This is a genomic window from Candidatus Pelagibacter sp. Uisw_090 (genome assembly GCF_047717845.1).
Lineage (GTDB): Bacteria > Pseudomonadota > Alphaproteobacteria > Pelagibacterales > Pelagibacteraceae > Pelagibacter.
Genome location: NZ_CP159810.1, coordinates 185,026 through 203,183, shown reverse-complemented (window position 1 = coordinate 203,183; position 18,158 = coordinate 185,026). Strand labels below are relative to the sequence as shown.

Below are 18,158 nucleotides of genomic sequence, written 5' to 3'. Positions count from 1 at the left end.
TACTAATAAATATTATTCAAATATGACTAAAATTAAGGTTAAAAACCCAGTTGCAGAACTAGATGGCGATGAAATGACAAGAATAATATGGGAGTTTATTAAAAGTAAACTTATTCTGCCATATTTAGATTTGGGTATTGAATACTTTGATTTAGGCATGAAAAGCCGAGATAATTCTAACGATCAGATAACAATTGATTCAGCTGCTGCAATTAAAAAAATTGGTGTTGGTATTAAATGTGCAACAATCACACCCGATGAAGCCCGTGTTGAAGAATTTGGTTTAAAAAAAATGTGGAGATCTCCCAATGGAACTATAAGAAATATTATTGGAGGAACTGTGTTTAGAGAACCAATAGTTTGCAAAAATATTCCTAAATTAGTGCCTTCATGGACGGACCCTGTAATTATTGGAAGACATGCATTTGGAGATCAATATAGAGCAACAGATTTTAAAGTTCCTGGAAAAGGTAAAATGGAAGTTAAATGGACAGCTGAAGATGGTAGCCAAGAAATAAAATATGAAGTTTTTAATTTTCCTGGACCAGGTATAGCTTTATCAATGTACAATTTAGATAAATCAATAGAAGACTTTGCAAGGTCTTGTTTTGGCTATGGTTTGATTAAAGAATGGCCAGTTTATTTATCAACAAAAAATACAATTCTAAAACAATATGATGGTCGTTTTAAAGATATTTTTCAAAAAATATTTGATGAGGAATTTAAAGAAAAATTTGAAAAATTAAAAATTACTTATGAACACAGACTAATTGATGACATGGTTGCTTGTGCAATGAAATGGAGCGGTAAATATATTTGGGCTTGTAAAAATTATGATGGTGATGTTCAATCAGATACTATGGCACAAGGATATGGTTCATTAGGTTTAATGACTAGCGTTCTATTAACTCCGGATGGAAAAGTAATGGAGGCTGAAGCAGCTCATGGAACTGTAACTAGACATTATAGAATGCATCAACAAGGTAAAGAAACTTCTACAAATCCAATTGCATCTATATTTGCTTGGACTAGAGGTCTTGCACATAGAGGAAAATTAGATGGAAACGAAGAGCTGATTAATTTTTCAAAAACTTTAGAGAAAGTTTGCATTGATTGTGTTGAAAATGGATCAATGACTAAAGATTTAGCAATTTTAATTGGGCCTTCAAGTAATTATTTAACTACTAATGGTTTCTTAGATGAGTTAGATGGTCAGCTTAAGAAAAAGCTTAATTAATTAATTTTTTAATATTTTCAAAAGACTCTTCAATTTTATTAGGCAATGTTCCACCAGCTTGTGCAAAGTCAGCTCTTCCACCACCACCTTTACCACCAATAACTTCTGAACCAGCTCTGACAATTTTTACAGCATCAAACTTGCCCTCTAATGTTTTGGTAACACCTACAGCTAATCCAACTTTATTGTCATTGATTGCATAAATTATTACTAATCCTTCAACAATTTCTTTTTTTCCTTCATCAATTAACTTACGTAGATCTTTAAATGGTAAATCTACAATATTTTGAAACCTAACTTTAAACCCATTAATAATTTGATCATTGATTTTATTTTTTTCTTTATCTTTTAATATTGAGCTAACTGAAAGTTGATCAAATTGCCTATTAAGGTCTTTTATCAAGGCTACTTGATCACTATTTTGAAGATTAGGTTTTCCTCCTAATTTAATAATCTTTGTCTCTAATTCTTTTATAACTGTCTCATTTTTTTGATCTGACAGATTTGATAAGTTTTTTTTCTCTTTTAAAAAATCAACTAACTGCGTGTCTCTTAATGCTTCAATTCTCCTTACGCCTGCTGCAATAGATGATTGGCTTATAACCTTAAATTTTCCGATGTCAGCTGTATTTACAACGTGCGTTCCTCCACATAGTTCTGTTGAGAAAAATTTACCTTCCTCGTCTCCCATAGATAAAACTCTCACTTCATCACCATATTTTTCTCCAAATAAAGCTAAGGCACCATTCTCAACAGCTTCTTTAGGTGTCATTATTCTTGTTTTCACCTCTGACTTTCTTTTAATTATTGAGTTAACATAATTTTCAATTTTTCCCATCTCTTCTTCTGAGATAGGCTTCATATGACTAAAATCAAATCTTAATCGATCAGATTGAACTAAAGATCCTTTTTGAGTTACATGCTCGCCCAAAACTCTTCTTAACGCTTCGTGCAATAAATGAGTAGCAGAATGGTAGGCTCTAATATTATTTCTTCTCTGTGTATCTATTTTTAATTCAACACTGTCTTTTAATTTAATCGAACCTTTTATAACTTTTCCATAATGAACAAATAAATCCCCTAGTTTTTTTTGAACATCAGACACTTCAAATTCAAAAACCTCATTAGAAATTATTCCTGTATCAGCAACTTGCCCCCCTGACTCACCATAAAAAGGTGTTTGATTTGTAATTATAATTCCTTCATCGTTTTCTTGTAGATCTTGAACCTCTTTATTATTTTTAAGAATCAAAGTAATTACACCTTCAGCTTTGTCTGTGGAATATCCTAAAAAATCAGTTGCTCCTAAACGATCTTTTATATCAAACCATATTTGATCTATGGAACTATCCCCTGATCCTTTCCAATTTTTTTTTGCTAATTCTTTGCTTTCTTTCATTAATAAATCAAACTTCTTCCCATCTACAGTCAGTGATTTATTTTTCAAAATATCTTCAGTTAGATCTAATGGAAAACCAAATGTATCATAAAGTTTAAATGCCACTTCACCAGGTAATATTTTTTCCACTTTCTCTAACTCTTCATTTAATATTTTTATTCCTCTATCCAGTAAAACTAAAAACTTTTCTTCTTCTGTTTTTAAAGTTTCCTTTATTAAAGATTGTGCTCTTTCTAACTCTGGATAATTATTAGACATTTCTTCTAAAAGTGTTTTAAAGATATTATAAAAGACTGGTTTTTTAGAACCTAACAAATGTGAATGTCTCATTCCACGTCTCATAATTCTTCTAAGCACATATCCCCTACCTTCATTAGATGGTAAAACTCCTTCTGCTAATAAAAATGAACTTGCTCGTAAGTGATCTGCTATTACTCTAAAGCTAGATTGGTTAATCTCATCTACTTTAACGTTTAATGTGTCAGATGCAGACAGTATCAGTTTTTTAAAATGATCTGTTTCATAGTTATCGTGTGTTCCTTGCAATAATGCTGCTATTCTTTCAAGACCCATACCAGTATCCACAGAAGGTTTTGGTAAGTTTATTCTTTTACCTTTTGAAATTTGCTCATATTGCATGAATACTAAATTCCATATTTCTATAAACCGGTTACCATCTTCATTTTTAGTACCAGGCAAACCACCTTCTAGATGGTCACCGTGATCATAAAATATTTCTGAGCATGGCCCACAAGGTCCTGTGTCGCCCATAGACCAAAAGTTATCTGATGTTGTTATCTTGATTATTCTATCATCACTAAAACCAGCTATTTTTTTCCAGTAGTTGAATGCTTCTTCATCGTCATGGTAAACTGTTACATAAAGACGATTTTTATCAATTCCCAATTCTTTAGTTATTAAATTCCATGCGTAACTAATTGCCTCTTCTTTAAAATAATCTCCAAATGAAAAATTTCCAAGCATTTCAAAAAATGTATGATGTCTTGGTGTATAACCTACATTTTCAAGGTCGTTATGCTTACCACCTGCCCTTACACATTTTTGTGAGGTAGTTGCTCTGATATAATCTCTTTTCTCCAACCCAGTAAATACATTTTTGAACTGCACCATACCAGAATTTGCAAACATTAATGTTGGATCGTTATTTGGAACTAGGTTGCTAGACTCAACTATCTTATGATCATTTTTTTCAAAATAAGCTAAAAATGTATTTCTTATTTCGTTTAAAGATTTGTCAGCCATATTTTTAAAATACAACTTTTTTATTTGATGTCTATATAAGTGTAAGGGGAAAAAGGTGCTTAAATTATGCACTTGAGGAACACACTACCTCACACTAGCTGACACTAGCTCACACTAGTTATGTGGACGATTTAAAATTTATAGAAAATTAATCACATAAAGACTCACTAAAAACATCTCTTAAACTCGATACCAAACTCGAACCTAAAGAGATAAATCAAATAGCTAATTCCATCCCATAGACACCTAGATATTGTTTTGTTAAGCTTAATCCATGAAAAGAAACGGTTTCACACTAATAGAACTTTTAGTCGTTGTAGCCATCATCGGTATCCTAGCTGCAGTAGGTGTGGTTGCTTATAATGGGTATACTAGTGCTGCAAAAAAATCAGTTGCTAAAACAAATCAAAAAAATGTAGTTAGATGGTTGGCTGCAGAAGCACAAAAATGCCAACTCGGTGTTGAAAAAGTTTTAAACGATCAGGTTACATGTAGTTCAATTTCATCCTCAATAAATTCAGGAGGAAATCCTGCTGGGAGTACCGTCCTTGCAATAGAAAGAGCCTTAAAGGGAAAATATAAAAACCCATATGGGGCAAATTATGCGGGCTTTGGTGATGAAGGAGTTAAAGAAGGTGGCTGGGGCAATGAAAGAGACTTAGGCTATGTTTTATTAAATGCTGGTGGAGATACAGGTTTTTTTAGAGTAAGCGTCAGTGTGTGTTATCAACTACCATGTAGTGGAGATAAATGGAGCAATCCAGGAACAAATGTAGTGGTTGATATTTACAAATGGTATCCATAAAAAAAACTAAAGCCTTCACCCTAATAGAACTCCTAGTAGTTGTAGCCATCATCGGTATTCTTGCTGCAGTAGGTGTAGTTGCTTATAATGGGTATACTAATAGTGCAAAAAGAGCCGCAACGTTACAAAACTATAAGATGGCTTCAAAGTTTATAGATCATACGTTTGCTCTTTGTGAAACACAGAGTGGTAGTATTGAAATTAGCTCTGGAAACATTATTGACTGTGATGCAATTAACAATCAAACAACTGTAATCAAAATGGCTGAAACATTTATGAATCATTTTTTAAAAATGGGATTCAAAAATCCATATGATAATAGTGCAGCTTCAATTATTAGAACAGGCAGCGGAGGTGATACTGTTAATGGTAGGTTAAGACTTGATGAAACAGACTGTAGAAATTCTGGTGGTAAGGGGGGGTATAAAAAAATGGTCTTATGGGTCAAGACTCATAAAGATCACGAAAATAGTATTTTTTTATTAGATAGTTGGAGTCAATGGTGCAGCAAGTAAACCGTAAAGCCTTCACCCTAATAGAACTTCTAGTCGTAGTAGCTATCATCGGTATCCTTGCTGCTGTAGGAGTAGTTGCTTATAACGGGTATACTAACAGCGCAAAGGTAGCAGTTTCAAAATCTAATCACAATACTGTAGTTAAAAAACTTAATCTATTAATACAACAATGCGATATTAGCTCAAATGGAAAAGTTAAATTGATGTTGAAACAAGGTGATAAAACTAAATATGAAAAAGGATGTTGGTATGATGTTAATACATATCTTTTTTTCAGAGAATATTTCACAAACGATTTAAACAATTCTATTGAATGGAAAAATAATCACACAAAAGAACCTTGGGGCCAAAATTATGTTGCAACATCTGGTGATAGCTGGGCTTGTACTCAAGAAAAATATATAGGATACGTATTTGTTCACTACACAACATCAACAAAAAAAATTGATGTCTGTACTTGCGTAGATAGCCCTTGTAGCAATTATACGAACGTTCTATCCTATCAAACCCAATGGCAATGAAAGTAAACTGTAAAGCCTTCACCCTATAGGATTATGTGGGACAACTCGCTACAAACACGCAACGAAAGAGCTAAAACAAGTTTTGAGTGAGAGTGTTGTTGAATAAGCCTTGGTTTTCCTAAACATAGTAAGGGAAAAAAGGCGCTTAAATTATGCACTTGAGGAACACACTACCTCACACTAGCTGACACTAGTTATGCGGACGATTTAAAATTTATAAAAAATTAATCACATAAAGATTCACTAAAATGTCTCTTAAACTAACTAACAAACTAGCAACAAAAGAGATAAATCAAATAGCTAATTCCATCACCTTGATACTTAGATATTGTTTTGTTAGGCTTAATCGATGAAAAGAAACGGTTTCACACTAATAGAACTTTTAGTCGTTGTAGCTATCATCGGTATTTTAGCTGCAGTAGGAGTTGTTGCTTATAATGGGTATACAAGTGGTACTAAGATTGCTGTAACAAAATCAATTTATACAAAGTCAATAAAATATATGCAATCAGAAATAAAATTGTGTGATTTAGGTGAAGAATCTGTAATGCAAGGATGTCTAAAGTGTAGTAAATTTAATAGTGGGAAGCCATCACCTGCTACTCAAGTTATTGTATGTATGGAAAATACATTAAAAGATATAAATGTGTTCAGTAATCCAGATTGGGCACTTAAAAAAAAACTTGCAATACAAAGTGGAAAAGATGATAGCGATAAAGCCTTAGGTAAAGTATTAATGAATTCAGTGCTTGGTACTAAAATTTTTACTTCAGTTTGTTTTAAAATCCCCTGCTCAAATACAAAAAACACAATGAACACAACTATTGATGTGAATTAATGAAACAAAAAGCCTTCACCCTAATAGAACTCCTAGTCGTAGTAGCCATCATCGGTATTCTTGCTGCAGTAGGAGTGGTTGCCTATAATGGGTATACGAGTGCTGCAAAAGTTTCTGCAACGAAAACAATTCACACTCAAACAGTAAAATATATTTCAGCTGAAGTTATGAAATGTAGTTTAGGTGAAACAACAATTTATAATGGTGCTTTGAATTGCTCTGGTATAGATGCGTCAGGTATAGCTTCTGGTGGAGCTCAAGTTATGAAAGATAAAAATCCATATGTAACTGCAAATAAAGCACACAGACAATCGAATGTTTTTACTAATACTAAAAATATAGATGTTGGCTATATTACAATATCTTACAGTGGAAATATTATTACAATTAAATCCTGCCATAAAACTAAATGTTGGTTACTTGTAAATCGGCAAACAAGTACAATCGTATTAGATTAAATTACGTTGCTATTACATCGTAGGTTTTTATGCTAATGTTATTGGATGAAACGAAATGGTTTCACCCTAATAGAACTCCTAGTTGTAGTAGCGATCATTGGTATTCTAGCTGCTGTAGGTGTGGTTGCTTATAATGGGTATACGGGTGCTGCAAAAGTTAATGTGGTAAAAACATATCATAAAAATTATAGTAAATTTTTAATGAGTGAGTTAACCAAATGTAATAATGGATTAACTGATAAATTATTTGGGATATCATGTCCAATTACTTTAAGTGATGATTTAGTAAAAGGTTTAAATACAGAATGTAATAATGGTGATCTTTCTAAAGTTATGAATCCTTACTTGTCGAATACAAAAGCTTGCAGAAATCATCAAACACATGGCAGAGATACAGACTTAGGTTATCTCAGTTATTATGCAGATAATAATTACATACTTACACTGCGTGCTTGTTGGAAATTAATTTGTAGAGATGATAATAGAGGTGCTACAGAAATAGATTTAAGAAATTTTTAATGAACCGCAAAGCCTTCACCCTATAGGATTATGTGGGACTACTAGCAACATACTAGCAACAAAAGAGATAAAACAAGTTTTGAGTGCGAGTGTTGTTGAATAAGCGTTGGTATTCCTGAATTCAGTCTGGGAAAAAAGGCGCTTAAATTATGCACTTGAGGAACACACTACCTCACACTAGCTGACACTAGCTCACACTAGTTATGCGGATGATTTAAAATTTATAAAAAATTAGTCACATAAAGATTCACTAAAAACATCTCTTAAACTCGATACCAAACTCGAACCAAAAGAGATAAATCAAATAGCCAATTCCATCACCTAGACAACATATTTGAATATTGGTAGGGTTGGATTATGAAGCGAAATGGTTTCACCCTAATAGAACTTTTAGTCGTTGTAGCCATCATAGGTATCCTCGCTGCAGTAGGAGTGGTTGCTTATAATGGGTATACATCAAGCGCAAGGGTTGCAGTTGCAAAATCTAATCATGCAGCGATTAAGAAGGAAATTTATCTTGTGATCCAAAAATGCGATATTTATGGAAGTGTAACAATGATGAAAGTCTATGGTTCTAAAACTGAAAGTGTAGTTACTTGTTATCAACCTGATCAACGAACATTCATAGCAAGATATCTTATTAATCATATGGAGAATAATGGTAGATATACAAATCCATATCCTCCACATCCTGATAACCCTACTGCCTGGAGTGCACAAAGATTTAATGGTTGTAAAGTGGCATCGTGGGGAGGACAATATGTCGGTATAACTCATATTGATTCAGTAAATTCCTGGGATCATATAACCTTATGTATTTGTTTCAAGGAGCCGTGTAGTAATTCTGATAATAGATTGGAGGAAGAGATTAAATATGAATAGAAAAGCCTTCACTCTTATAGAACTCCTAGTCGTTGTAGCTATCATTGGTATCCTCGCTGCAGTAGGGGTAGTTGCTTATAATGGGTATACGAGTAGTGCAAAGATTGCAGCAGCCAAAGCAAATCATAAAAATATGAGTGCTTTTGCAAATGGTTCATTTGCTAAATGTGAATTAGGAGCTCCATACATTAACATGAAATATAGCTATACAAATACAGGGTCTTATAATTGTACTAATAGTGCATATTATTTTACTACTTATTTTTATGAACATTTTAAATTTAGTGGTTGGAAAAATACTCACGATAACTCTGAAGAATGTTGCTGGAAAAACCAGAGCACAACTCCACCATTGGGGCGTACTTATTTTTGGCAAATAGGAAATTCTGTACGCATGATTACAAATGTAGGCAAAAGTGGTGGTGGTGATGAATATCTTACCTCAATAATGGAAAAATGGTAATCATTACAATTTCATTTTTCTAAATATAAATAAGAGCTAAACTCGGATCAAACTCGAACCAAAAGAGATAAAGCAAGATTTGAGGGCGAGTGTTGTTAAATAAGCGTTGGTATTCCTAGAAACAGTCTGGGAAAAAAGGCGCTTAAATTAAGCGCCTTTTAATAATTAAAGATGACTTTAACTAATTTTTTTTGGTGGAGTTTCTTCTATCTTAGTTTCCACCTTTGGGTCTTCTATTTGATCTTTTGCAGCTTTTTCTGGATCAAGTGGATTTCCTTCAATTTTTTTTGCTATTACTCCAGCTTTTTCTCTTATTGCCAATTCTATTTCTGCAGCAATCTTAGGATTTTGCTCTAAGTAGATTTTAGCATTCTCTCTACCTTGACCAATCTTTTCACCTTTATAGGCATACCAAGCTCCAGATTTTTCAACAATGTCAGCTTTTGCACCAAGGTCAACTAATTCACCTACTTTACTAATACCTTTGCCATACATTAGGTCAAATTCAACAACTTTAAATGGTGGTGCAACTTTATTTTTAACCACTTTAACTCTTGTTGAGTTACCAATGATTTCATCTCCATTTTTAATAGCACCAATTCTTCTGATATCCATTCTAACAGATGAATAGAATTTAAGTGCATTTCCACCTGAAGTAGTCTCTGGGCTTCCGAACATAACTCCAATTTTCATTCTAATTTGGTTGATAAAAATCATCATTGTATTTGTGCTTGAGATTGATCCTGTTAACTTTCTCAAGGCCTGGCTCATTAATCTTGATTGAAGTCCTACGTGGTGATCTCCCATTTCTCCTTCAATTTCTGCTCTGGGGGTTAATGCTGCAACTGAATCAACAACTATTACTGAAATAGATCCTGATTTAATTAATGTATCAGCTATTTCTAAAGCTTGTTCACCAGTATCTGGTTGTGAAATTAATAACTCTTCAGTGTCTACACCAAGTTTTTTTGCATAAATTGGGTCTAAAGCATGTTCTGCATCTATAAATGCACATATTCCACCTACTTTTTGAGCCTCAGCTACCACTTGTAAAGCTAGGGTTGTTTTACCAGACGATTCTGGTCCATAAACTTCAACAACTCTTCCTTTTGGTAATCCACCTATTCCAAGTGCCACATCTAAACTTAAAGAGCCGGTTGATACCGATTCAATATCCATTGCTCTTCTTTGGCCAAGCTTCATAACCGAGCCTTTTCCGAAATTATCTATAATTTGGCTCATTGCCGCGTCTAAAGCTTTATTTTTTTCATTGCCTTCTGTTTGTTGTGCTTTTGTAGTTTTAACTACTTTTAGGTTGTTTTTAGTCATTTTATGCCTTTTTATTAAAATAATTAGTATTCAAATCTTGTTTTAAATGTACACATTTTGTTCTTTTTATCAATAGTTAATTTTTTATGTAAATATTGGCTTTATTTCCTAAGTTTTAAGTGGCTGCTATTTAGTAGGCCTATAGATTTTAGAACATTAAATTGAGCAAGCAGATAGTTTCTTTCTGAGTTTGCTAGAGCAATTCTAGAATTTAGTAAAATTGAATTAGATTGAATAACATCCAAAGTAGATCTTCCAAGTCCAGATTCATACTCTACAGTTATTCCTTCATTTGCAATTTCAGCCGCCTTAACTTGAGAATTAACTGAATTCAATAAACCTTTTGAAGACTGAAGTGTAGACCATGAGATTGCTACATTATTGTTATTATTTTTTATAACACTATCTAATAATAATTTTTTTCTACTTCGTAAGTTTCGACTTTTATTCAACGTAGCTCTATTTTTCCCACCAGAATATATTGGCCATGTAACTGTTGCTTTTAAAATATTCTTATTACGCTCATCATATGTTGAGCTCAAGTCTTGGGATCTAGAATTTTCATAAGAAAGTTTTGCAGATGGTGATAAATCAGATCGAGAAATAAGGACATCTTTTTCTGATTGCTCATATTCTAGCTTTGCTATAATTAATTCAGGATTGTATTTTTTTGAAGTATCGATTGCATCACTTAAACTGCTTGGAAGTATAAGTTGAATATCAAAATTTTTATTTAAACTATTTATATCTGTAATTGGTCCAATCACATTTTCGTAATTTAACTTATTTGATACAATTTCATTTTGAGATTGAATAAAATTTGCTTGTGCTCCAGCTAATGAGGACTCAGATTGAGCCAGATCAGATAAGGTAATTTGTCCTCTTTTCTAGTCTAGCTCTATTAGTTTCAACTTGTCGTTCTAATAAATTAAGATTGCTTTGATTGATCTTTAATTTTTCATTGGCCAATATTAAACCTGAATAAGCTTCAATTGCTTTTAATAAAACTTCTTGTTCTTTTTTTAATAATTTTATGCCTGCAAGGTTAATTCCAATTTCATTTTTTTGAACATCTGCGCTTCTACCAAAATCTATTAATGTTTGTTCAATTTTTATAGATTGAGTGGCAGGATCAACATTATTAATTGATTGCTCAACTCCTATCCTATTGGTCAATTTGCTTGTGTCTTCTTGACTTTTGCTTCCAGAAATTATGACTGTGGGTAAGTAATTACTTTTTGAAATCTTTAAATCTTCTTCTGAAATATCAATATTTTTTCTCTCAGCATTTAAATCAGTATTATTTTTATAAGCTTCTTTAAGAGCTTCAAATAAAGTTACTGCTAAGACATGTTGACTTAAAAATAAAACCGAGAATAATATTAAGATTATTTTTTTCATTATTTTTTAAATTTTATCTTTTCAATCTGATGATTGCTATTTAAATTCATTATTATAGATGAGCTTTTTAGCGCATCTTTAAACATTTGTTGAGTAATTCTTTGATAGGTTTGCATAAAATTTATCACGTCTCCACTACTCATAATCTTTAGGTTTTTCTTATTTTTTGTTTGAACCCAAAGCTTTCTCTCTTGTTTTAATCTCCATTCTCTTAATAAATTAAAATTTTTAGCTTTTAGATATAACAGTCCATCTAATTGGCTAAATAATGTCTTATATTTAGTTTTCAACTGATTATTAACATAAGCTCTCCACTTGGCTCCTTTATCATAAAATTTTTCAAGTGAGTTAATTGGTTTTTTAAGTTGGCTACCTGATTGGGCTCTTGCTCCAACACACCAACCTTCAAAAATTACTACATCAGGCTTTGTTTTAATTTTATACCATAAGCTCTTTTGGCATCTATCATCTATTGCTTTATTAAATGTTGGAATTTGCAAACTTTTAAAGTTTTTATCTTTAATCTTTTTAAAAAAATTTAACATCAAATCTACATCGTGAGTTCCAGGAACTCCTCTTGTCATTAATAAAGGGTGCTTATTTTTAGATAATGACTTTCTGTCTTTTCTTGTTTTATAAAAGTCATCGATGGAAACTTTAAAAACATTTAACTTAAAATATTTTTGTAAAATTAAAGTTAAAATCGATGAGATAGTCGTTTTGCCTGAGCCCTGCCCTCCCGCTAAACCAATTATTAATGGTTTTTTTTTATTAACTTTTTTTGACATCCAAAAGCTGACAGGAATTAGAAAAGACTTAATCATCTTTTCTTTATTTTTAAATTTGTCTTTTTTTGTTTCTTGAGAAGAAATAAATTTAAAATAATCTTTTTTTACTTTGTTAAAACAATCATTAACTTCTTGCATAAAAAACTATTTTTTATCAAGGGGATGGTTTTGACCATCATTGATTGCAACATTTTCTAATTCAAAAGTATTTATTTCATCTATACATCCAAGGTTAAATCCTGTCATAGCTGGATTGGCTCTTGGATTATGATGTGTGTAAATTCCACAATTAGAACAGAAATAGTGTTTCGCAATTTTTGAATGAAATTGATAAAGTGTTAACTTATCTTCACCTTTAATAATTTTAAAATCTTCATTCTTAACCATAGACATAATTGCTCCTTTTCTCTTACAAATAGAACAATTACATTTTAAAACTTTTTCCAAATTATCAGGCACATTTATTTCTACCTCTACTTCTCCACAATGACATTTAAGTTTTTTCATTTATCTTTCTCCATTATCTTTTTATGTTAATCTCAAACATTGCCTCATTTCTTCTGAGTAAAGGTAATGTAAAAGGGCTATTGTAAGTTGCTTTAATAGGTGGACTCAAAATTAATATATTCTTTTTTATTAATTCATTTTCTAAAATATTTTTATGTTTAGTAAAATTTTTATCAGAAGCTCTTCCTGAGTATGTAATAGCCGCATAATAACCACCTTTAACATTTAAAATCTTTACATCTGAATTAGATGGATTTGGTATATCGTCTTTATTAAATCTTGAAGGTAAATAGAATTGCATGGTCATGCTTCCTTTTTTTCTACCTGAGTAACTGGTGTTGTCATTTTAATCTCTTCATTACTCTCATTATTGCCCGAAATGTAGTTAAATAGTTTTCTAAAACTGCTACCTTGATTTGATATTTCTGTTTCAATGGCTAAACGATCAGAATATTTTCTGATTTCATAAATTTCATTTTTTTTCACCACTTCATAATTTGCCTCTTCATAAGCCATACTTTTAGAGGTTATAATTAAACCAAGAATTATAATCGATAGAATTTTTTTCATTTCAATATGAGGCTTAAACTATCTCTGGTTGAAGTTATTCACAAGGCCACAAAATATAGTTTCGATGTTCACGTTTTGATTCACCTTTGATTCATTAACAGACTCAAAATACAACCTATTGACTGCATTGTATAAGTACTCTACTAATTAGAACAAAACTAGAACATGAAATTAACTATTCCCTTTTATCTACACAAAGCAGGTGCTGGCTTTCCCTCTCCTGCAACAGATTACATAGAAGAAGATGTAGATCTTAACGTTCATCTAATTAAAAATGTTCCAGCAACTTTCATAATTAGGGTTCAGGGAAAGTCGATGACAGATGTTGGTATTTATGATGGTGACCTATTGGTTATTGATAGAAGTTTAAAACCTAAAAATTTTTCAACAGTTGTTGCAAATGTTCATGATGAATTAGTTGTCAAAAGTTTTGTTAAATCAAAAGATGAGCAATTTTTAACGTCAGGATCAAAAAATATTGAAGATAAAATAATTATTGGAGATGAAACTGAAGTATTTATTTGGGGAGTTGTGACTTATGTCATTCATTCAACGTACTAAAAAAATAGCACTAGTTGATTGCAATTCTTTTTACGTATCTTGTGAAAGATTATTTAATCCTAAAATTAAAAATAAACCTGTTGTTGTTTTATCTAATAACGATGGCTGTATTATTGCAAGATCAAATGAAGCAAAATTTCTTGGTATTAAAATGGGAGAGCCTTATTTTAAAGCTAAAGATATAATACTTATAAATAATGTTTATGTTTTTTCTTCAAATTATTCTTTGTATGGAGATTTATCTAGAAGAGTGATGAGAACTTTAAAAAGATTTAATCCTGAATTAGAAATATATTCAGTAGATGAAGCTTTTTTAGATTTAAGTAATTATCCAGATGATGAAGTAGAAGATGTAGGAAAGGAAATTAGAAGTATTGTTTTACAGTGGACAGGAATTCCAACTAGTATTGGTATTGCTAAAACAAAAACACTAAGCAAAATTGCAAATCATATAGCAAAGAAAAAAAAATCTGGTGTCACAAACTTAATAGGAATTGAAAATATTGATCCATTACTAGAAAAAATAGATATCAACGATGTGTGGGGAGTTGGTAAACAGTTAACTAAATTCTATCATCAAAATGGAATTTACAATGCTAAACAATTGAAAAATATATCAAACACCTGGATCAAGAAAAGTTCTAATGTTTTAAGCTCTCGAACTGCATTGGAGCTTAGAGGTATTTCTTGCATTCCACTAGAAACTAAAACTTCAAAAAGAAAAAGCTGTGTAGTATCAAGATCATTTGGCACAAGAGTTGAAAAGTTTCAAGAATTACAAGAAGCAGTTGCAAGTTATTGCTTAAATGCTTCAGAAAAAATTAGATCAGAATCTTTAATAGCAAAATCGATAACTGTTTCTGTTAGAACAAGCCCCTTTCAAAATAGAGGCGTATATTATTCAAATACTAAAACTATAGATTTTCCAATAGCCACTAATAATAGTATTGAAATAGTTAAAACTGCCTTAATCGCATTAAATGAAATTTTTATTAATGGATACAGATATCAAAAAGCAGGAATAACATTGACTGGTTTGGTTAGTTCGAGTGGCAGTAAGAATCTATTTTCTACTGAAAAAGATGAGAAAATTAAAGGCTTAATGAGATCCATTGATAGCACAAACCACAGATATGGTCGGTCAACACTGAGTTTAGCTAGTGCTGGCGTTAATAAAAAATGGAATATGAGGAGAGATCACTCTTCAAAAATAGACACAGCTGATTTTCACTCATTACCAATAATAAAAGCTATTTAATTTTATCTATACTATCAATATTTTCTAAAGAATTATTAAATTCCGACATATTTTCTCTCTTTGATAAAGTAATTACTGAGAGCATCAGAACAATAACTCCGATGACTGGTATCAATGTAATAACTGATATTTTTCCAGTCACTAAAGATAAGTAAGCAATTAAAAAGATTATAGATCTAATTAACAATGTTATCTTAAAGACTGCAATAATTGAAAGAGAGTGCTTTAGCAATTTAACAAAACTCATTTTAGAAAGACCAAAATACCTTGTGCCTCTTTCAGATGAAATAGACTTTCTGTCTTTTACTGTTTTTGCTAATGAGCCTGAAAAACTACTCCATGTTGCAGGTTCATTAACCATTTTCTTAACTACAGACTTGGGTAGACAAGAATAATTGCCATATTTAATGGTTTTTCCTGTAAAAATGAAAGTTAAATACTTATGAACTAGATAACAAAACTTAAATAGAAATCCTTCAGATCTTTTTACTCTATTCGCTGTAACAACTGCATCTGGATAATCTTTAATTTTTTCAATCAATAAAATTAGCTCTTCGGGTCTATCTTCTCCATCACCGTCCATTGGAATTAAATAATCAAAGTCTTCTTTTTCATTTATATATTTTAAACCCGCCGCATTACACCTTGCGTGACCCTTATTTTCTTTCATGTTGATAATTTGAACAGACTTTAAGTTATTTAAATCGACTGAAAACTCTGATCTATTTTCAGTAGAAGCATCGTTGACTATTATTACTGAAAACTCATCATTTAATGTTGAGATTTGTGAGTTAATGTTTTCTATAAGCTTAAAAAATGACTGCCAATCATTATAAACCGGAATTAAAATTTTTATTTTACTCATCTATTCCCAATGCAAATATTATCAATACAGGTAAATTTAGTAAGTGAGTTTAGCTTATCTTTTGTAATAAATCCCTCCCAAACTGGTCTTGATTTTAAATGATATGATAAGTTTCCTGCTTGCCATTCGTCTCCAAGCACAACATTAATAGGCTCTTTATAATCTTGATCCCAGGAATATTGGGTTTTCTCTGCTATTTCTTTTCCAAAATAATCTGTTCTTTTATCTGTTTCTGTAATTGAAACATAAGCATAAGCAAAAGGTGAAAAGATAAATAAAATTAGGAATGCCGACATGAAACCATTTAACTTTTTTAGATTTATTTGTGTTTGGAAAATATAAACAATTAAAACACCAAAAAATAAATAAAAAGGTGTCATCCACATTGTTCTAATTTTTGATCCAGTTATCATTGAGGTTAAAAACATTAAAACTATAGGAACCAGATTAATAAAAACTAAGAATAATAATTTCTTATCCTTGAGTGATATCTTGAATTTAAAATTTTTAACTAAAAAAAATGACATAATAAAAAGTGGAATTAATATCCCAGTTTGTTTGCCTAAAAATATTAATGGATAAATTATATGATCTAATAAACTTGAGTTCCCTAATCCAGCTCTAGCTAATCCATAAGTGATAGTTGTATAATCATTATTTGTTAGCCAAATTAGATGTGGAACTAATAGAACAATAAAAACTTCTACAGATATTAAATATTTGAAATCAAATTTTTTATATTTCTTTATAAAAATTACATAAAAAAATAATAGGTCAATTGCTATTAAAAGATAAATAAAAAGATACTTTGATAAAAAACCTATCGCAGAAAATACACCCAGCCAAAAGCAATCTTTAAGGCTTATTTTTTGCTTATCAAATAATTTCCAAGAATAATAAACACATAAAGCCCAAAAAGGTAATTGGCAAACATTAACATTAAACTCTGGAGTTGTGAAATTATAAAAATAGATACCCTCTAATAAAAGAACTGATATTAAGCTTAAAGTTTTATTCTTGAATAGCTCTTCTGCAAATTTAAACACAACAATAAAAGCTATAACTACAAATATTTGACTTAATAAATAATAAGCCCAATCTTGCGCACCAAAGATTTGATAAAAAACTTCAAGAAAAAAAGCAACAGCTGGTGGGTGTTTGTTAAAACCCCAATCTAGGTTACTACCCCAAGCCAAATGCTCTATTGTATCAAGTGGTAAGTTGTTATTTGTTAATGACGGAATCAGTGTCCATAAAATTAGATGTATTATAATAAAACTGTAAAATAATTTATTTATATCTATTTTATTAAAACTCATAATGGACTTATATTATTATTATTTACTGCCATTAAATTTATATGAATTAAGCTTGCTTGACACGTATTAATTGCTGAATATAATCCGGCCACTTAAATTTATATATATGCCTAAAATCTCAAAATCATCTACTAAAAAACCAATAGCTAAAGCAAAGAAGATTGTTATTACAACCCAAAAGCCTGCTAAAGTAATAAAAAAAGTAGCTACTACTGAAAAAAAAATAAAGGCACCAATCAAAATTTCAAAAAATTACATTCCTAAAGATACTGAGAAATATATGTGTGATAAACACTTATCCTTTTTCAAAATAAAGCTTACAGAATGGAAAAAAGAATTAGTAAAAGCAAATAACGAAGCTCTTTACCATGGATCAATGGATGACAATAGTGTGTCTGCAGATATTGTTGATCAAGCAAGTTCATACACAGACAAAGCCGTGGAAATGAAAGCGATTAATAGACAAATAAAATTAATTTCTAAAATTGATCAAGCCTTATTAAGAATAAAAGATGTAACTTTTGGATTTTGTGCAGAGACTGCAGAACCAATAGGTTTAAAAAGATTAATGGCAAGACCAGTTGCTCATCTTTGCATTGCCGCTCAAGAAAAGCACGAAAAAGAAGAAAAAGTATACGCTGACGATTAAAGTTTAAATAT

20 protein-coding genes and 1 pseudogene are annotated in these 18,158 nt (G+C 31.0%); 12 read left to right on the top strand and 9 right to left on the bottom strand.

The genetic code is table 11. The annotated features are described in order from the left end of the window. Nucleotides 1-22 precede the first annotated feature (22 nt). Nucleotides 23-1,237 carry an NADP-dependent isocitrate dehydrogenase gene (locus ABXT58_RS01080; RefSeq protein WP_415304222.1) on the top strand — a complete coding sequence of 405 codons (1,215 nt, stop codon included), beginning with the start codon at nt 23-25 and terminating at the stop codon, nt 1,235-1,237. On the opposite strand, the gene alaS is transcribed toward ABXT58_RS01080, so the two are convergent. Further along, on the bottom strand, nt 1,230-3,899 hold the full coding sequence (alaS, locus tag ABXT58_RS01075; protein WP_415304221.1) for an alanine--tRNA ligase: 2,670 nt from the start codon (nt 3,897-3,899) through the stop codon (nt 1,230-1,232). The two genes, ABXT58_RS01080 and alaS, sit on opposite strands and share 8 nt — an antisense overlap. 274 nt (nt 3,900-4,173) lie before the next feature. Here alaS and ABXT58_RS01070 point away from each other — a divergent pair, with 274 nt between their 5' ends. The 8 genes from ABXT58_RS01070 to ABXT58_RS01035 all read left to right on the top strand — a co-directional run bounded on the left by ABXT58_RS01070 (nt 4,174) and on the right by ABXT58_RS01035 (nt 8,900). Beyond that, entirely contained in the window at nt 4,174-4,704 is a 531-nt protein-coding gene (locus tag ABXT58_RS01070) for a type IV pilin protein (protein WP_415304220.1), read from the top strand. Beyond that, entirely contained in the window at nt 4,701-5,219 is a 519-nt protein-coding gene (locus ABXT58_RS01065) for a type IV pilin protein (protein ID WP_415304902.1), read from the top strand. The genes ABXT58_RS01070 and ABXT58_RS01065 overlap by 4 nt, the downstream gene beginning before the upstream one ends. Next, nucleotides 5,204-5,740 (top strand): type IV pilin protein, encoded by a 537-nt coding sequence (locus ABXT58_RS01060; RefSeq protein ID WP_415304219.1) that lies wholly within the window; start codon nt 5,204-5,206, stop codon nt 5,738-5,740. Before ABXT58_RS01065 ends, ABXT58_RS01060 begins: the two co-directional genes overlap by 16 nt. Nucleotides 5,741-6,089: 349 nt before the next feature. Continuing rightward, nucleotides 6,090-6,578: a type IV pilin protein gene (locus ABXT58_RS01055; protein WP_415304218.1), complete on the top strand. Its 489-nt coding sequence runs from the start codon at nt 6,090-6,092 to the stop codon at nt 6,576-6,578. After that, nucleotides 6,578-7,036 (top strand): type II secretion system protein, encoded by a 459-nt coding sequence (locus ABXT58_RS01050; protein WP_415304217.1) that lies wholly within the window; start codon nt 6,578-6,580, stop codon nt 7,034-7,036. Before ABXT58_RS01055 ends, ABXT58_RS01050 begins: the two co-directional genes overlap by 1 nt. A gap of 45 nt (nt 7,037-7,081) precedes the next feature. Beyond that, complete coding sequence (locus ABXT58_RS01045; protein ID WP_415304216.1) at nt 7,082-7,555, top strand: pilin; 474 nt, start codon at nt 7,082-7,084, stop codon at nt 7,553-7,555. A gap of 357 nt (nt 7,556-7,912) precedes the next feature. Next, on the top strand, nt 7,913-8,437 hold the full coding sequence (locus ABXT58_RS01040; RefSeq protein WP_415304215.1) for a type IV pilin protein: 525 nt from the start codon (nt 7,913-7,915) through the stop codon (nt 8,435-8,437). Beyond that, nucleotides 8,430-8,900: a type IV pilin protein gene (locus ABXT58_RS01035; protein ID WP_415304214.1), complete on the top strand. Its 471-nt coding sequence runs from the start codon at nt 8,430-8,432 to the stop codon at nt 8,898-8,900. The genes ABXT58_RS01040 and ABXT58_RS01035 overlap by 8 nt, the downstream gene beginning before the upstream one ends. A gap of 177 nt (nt 8,901-9,077) precedes the next feature. Here ABXT58_RS01035 and recA read toward each other — a convergent pair whose 3' ends face one another. From recA to ABXT58_RS01005, 6 genes and pseudogenes are all read right to left on the bottom strand, one after another. Next, a complete protein-coding gene (gene recA, locus ABXT58_RS01030) occupies nt 9,078-10,229 on the bottom strand; it encodes a recombinase RecA (protein WP_415304213.1) in 1,152 nt (383 codons plus the stop codon). 101 nt (nt 10,230-10,330) lie between these two features. Then, nucleotides 10,331-10,996 (bottom strand): TolC family protein, encoded by a 666-nt coding sequence (locus ABXT58_RS01025; RefSeq protein ID WP_415304212.1) that lies wholly within the window; start codon nt 10,994-10,996, stop codon nt 10,331-10,333. Between the two features lie 94 nt (nt 10,997-11,090). After that, nucleotides 11,091-11,630, bottom strand: coding sequence for a TolC family protein (locus ABXT58_RS01020; protein WP_415304211.1), 540 nt, complete (start codon nt 11,628-11,630; stop codon nt 11,091-11,093). Further along, complete coding sequence (locus tag ABXT58_RS01015) at nt 11,630-12,556, bottom strand: uridine kinase (protein ID WP_415304210.1); 927 nt, start codon at nt 12,554-12,556, stop codon at nt 11,630-11,632. The genes ABXT58_RS01020 and ABXT58_RS01015 overlap by 1 nt, the downstream gene beginning before the upstream one ends. Nucleotides 12,557-12,562: 6 nt before the next feature. Next, the gene (locus tag ABXT58_RS01010) at nt 12,563-12,925 is read right to left on the bottom strand and encodes a GFA family protein (RefSeq protein WP_415304209.1); all 363 of its coding nucleotides are present in this window, start codon (nt 12,923-12,925) and stop codon (nt 12,563-12,565) included. Nucleotides 12,926-12,938: 13 nt separating this feature from the next. Then, nucleotides 12,939-13,441: pseudogene (locus ABXT58_RS01005) on the bottom strand (SOUL family heme-binding protein). Nucleotides 13,442-13,660: 219 nt separating this feature from the next. Between ABXT58_RS01005 and ABXT58_RS01000 the strand changes: the two are divergent. Together ABXT58_RS01000 and ABXT58_RS00995 are read left to right on the top strand one after the other, a co-directional pair. Continuing rightward, complete coding sequence (locus ABXT58_RS01000) at nt 13,661-14,056, top strand: LexA family protein (protein ID WP_415304208.1); 396 nt, start codon at nt 13,661-13,663, stop codon at nt 14,054-14,056. Continuing rightward, on the top strand, nt 14,034-15,314 hold the full coding sequence (locus ABXT58_RS00995) for a Y-family DNA polymerase (RefSeq protein ID WP_415304207.1): 1,281 nt from the start codon (nt 14,034-14,036) through the stop codon (nt 15,312-15,314). Before ABXT58_RS01000 ends, ABXT58_RS00995 begins: the two co-directional genes overlap by 23 nt. Here the strand turns inward: ABXT58_RS00995 and ABXT58_RS00990 are convergent. Both ABXT58_RS00990 and ABXT58_RS00985 read right to left on the bottom strand, forming a co-directional pair. Beyond that, a complete protein-coding gene (locus ABXT58_RS00990; protein ID WP_415304206.1) occupies nt 15,307-16,179 on the bottom strand; it encodes a glycosyltransferase family 2 protein in 873 nt (290 codons plus the stop codon). The two genes, ABXT58_RS00995 and ABXT58_RS00990, sit on opposite strands and share 8 nt — an antisense overlap. After that, nucleotides 16,176-17,498 carry a glycosyltransferase family 39 protein gene (locus ABXT58_RS00985; RefSeq protein ID WP_415304205.1) on the bottom strand — a complete coding sequence of 441 codons (1,323 nt, stop codon included), beginning with the start codon at nt 17,496-17,498 and terminating at the stop codon, nt 16,176-16,178. The genes ABXT58_RS00990 and ABXT58_RS00985 overlap by 4 nt, the downstream gene beginning before the upstream one ends. Before the next feature lie 106 nt (nt 17,499-17,604). On the opposite strand from ABXT58_RS00985, the gene ABXT58_RS00980 reads away from it, so the two are divergent. Continuing rightward, a complete protein-coding gene (locus ABXT58_RS00980; protein ID WP_415304204.1) occupies nt 17,605-18,147 on the top strand; it encodes a TraR/DksA family transcriptional regulator in 543 nt (180 codons plus the stop codon). Nucleotides 18,148-18,158 lie beyond the last annotated feature (11 nt).

What these genes read in the sequence shown, in the direction of transcription:
- ABXT58_RS01080 (WP_415304222.1), top strand. Translation starts at nt 23, where the DNA reads ATGACTAAAATTAAGGTTAAAAACCCAGTTGCAGAACTAGATGGCGAT.
- alaS (WP_415304221.1), bottom strand. Translation starts at nt 3,899, where the DNA reads ATGGCTGACAAATCTTTAAACGAAATAAGAAATACATTTTTAGCTTAT.
- ABXT58_RS01070 (WP_415304220.1), top strand. Translation starts at nt 4,174, where the DNA reads ATGAAAAGAAACGGTTTCACACTAATAGAACTTTTAGTCGTTGTAGCC.
- ABXT58_RS01060 (WP_415304219.1), top strand. Translation starts at nt 5,204, where the DNA reads ATGGTGCAGCAAGTAAACCGTAAAGCCTTCACCCTAATAGAACTTCTA.
- ABXT58_RS01055 (WP_415304218.1), top strand. Translation starts at nt 6,090, where the DNA reads ATGAAAAGAAACGGTTTCACACTAATAGAACTTTTAGTCGTTGTAGCT.
- ABXT58_RS01050 (WP_415304217.1), top strand. Translation starts at nt 6,578, where the DNA reads ATGAAACAAAAAGCCTTCACCCTAATAGAACTCCTAGTCGTAGTAGCC.
- ABXT58_RS01045 (WP_415304216.1), top strand. Translation starts at nt 7,082, where the DNA reads ATGAAACGAAATGGTTTCACCCTAATAGAACTCCTAGTTGTAGTAGCG.
- ABXT58_RS01040 (WP_415304215.1), top strand. Translation starts at nt 7,913, where the DNA reads ATGAAGCGAAATGGTTTCACCCTAATAGAACTTTTAGTCGTTGTAGCC.
- ABXT58_RS01035 (WP_415304214.1), top strand. Translation starts at nt 8,430, where the DNA reads ATGAATAGAAAAGCCTTCACTCTTATAGAACTCCTAGTCGTTGTAGCT.
- recA (WP_415304213.1), bottom strand. Translation starts at nt 10,229, where the DNA reads ATGACTAAAAACAACCTAAAAGTAGTTAAAACTACAAAAGCACAACAA.
- ABXT58_RS01020 (WP_415304211.1), bottom strand. Translation starts at nt 11,630, where the DNA reads ATGAAAAAAATAATCTTAATATTATTCTCGGTTTTATTTTTAAGTCAA.
- ABXT58_RS01015 (WP_415304210.1), bottom strand. Translation starts at nt 12,556, where the DNA reads ATGCAAGAAGTTAATGATTGTTTTAACAAAGTAAAAAAAGATTATTTT.
- ABXT58_RS01010 (WP_415304209.1), bottom strand. Translation starts at nt 12,925, where the DNA reads ATGAAAAAACTTAAATGTCATTGTGGAGAAGTAGAGGTAGAAATAAAT.
- ABXT58_RS01000 (WP_415304208.1), top strand. Translation starts at nt 13,661, where the DNA reads ATGAAATTAACTATTCCCTTTTATCTACACAAAGCAGGTGCTGGCTTT.
- ABXT58_RS00995 (WP_415304207.1), top strand. Translation starts at nt 14,034, where the DNA reads ATGTCATTCATTCAACGTACTAAAAAAATAGCACTAGTTGATTGCAAT.
- ABXT58_RS00990 (WP_415304206.1), bottom strand. Translation starts at nt 16,179, where the DNA reads ATGAGTAAAATAAAAATTTTAATTCCGGTTTATAATGATTGGCAGTCA.
- ABXT58_RS00985 (WP_415304205.1), bottom strand. Translation starts at nt 17,498, where the DNA reads ATGAGTTTTAATAAAATAGATATAAATAAATTATTTTACAGTTTTATT.
- ABXT58_RS00980 (WP_415304204.1), top strand. Translation starts at nt 17,605, where the DNA reads ATGCCTAAAATCTCAAAATCATCTACTAAAAAACCAATAGCTAAAGCA.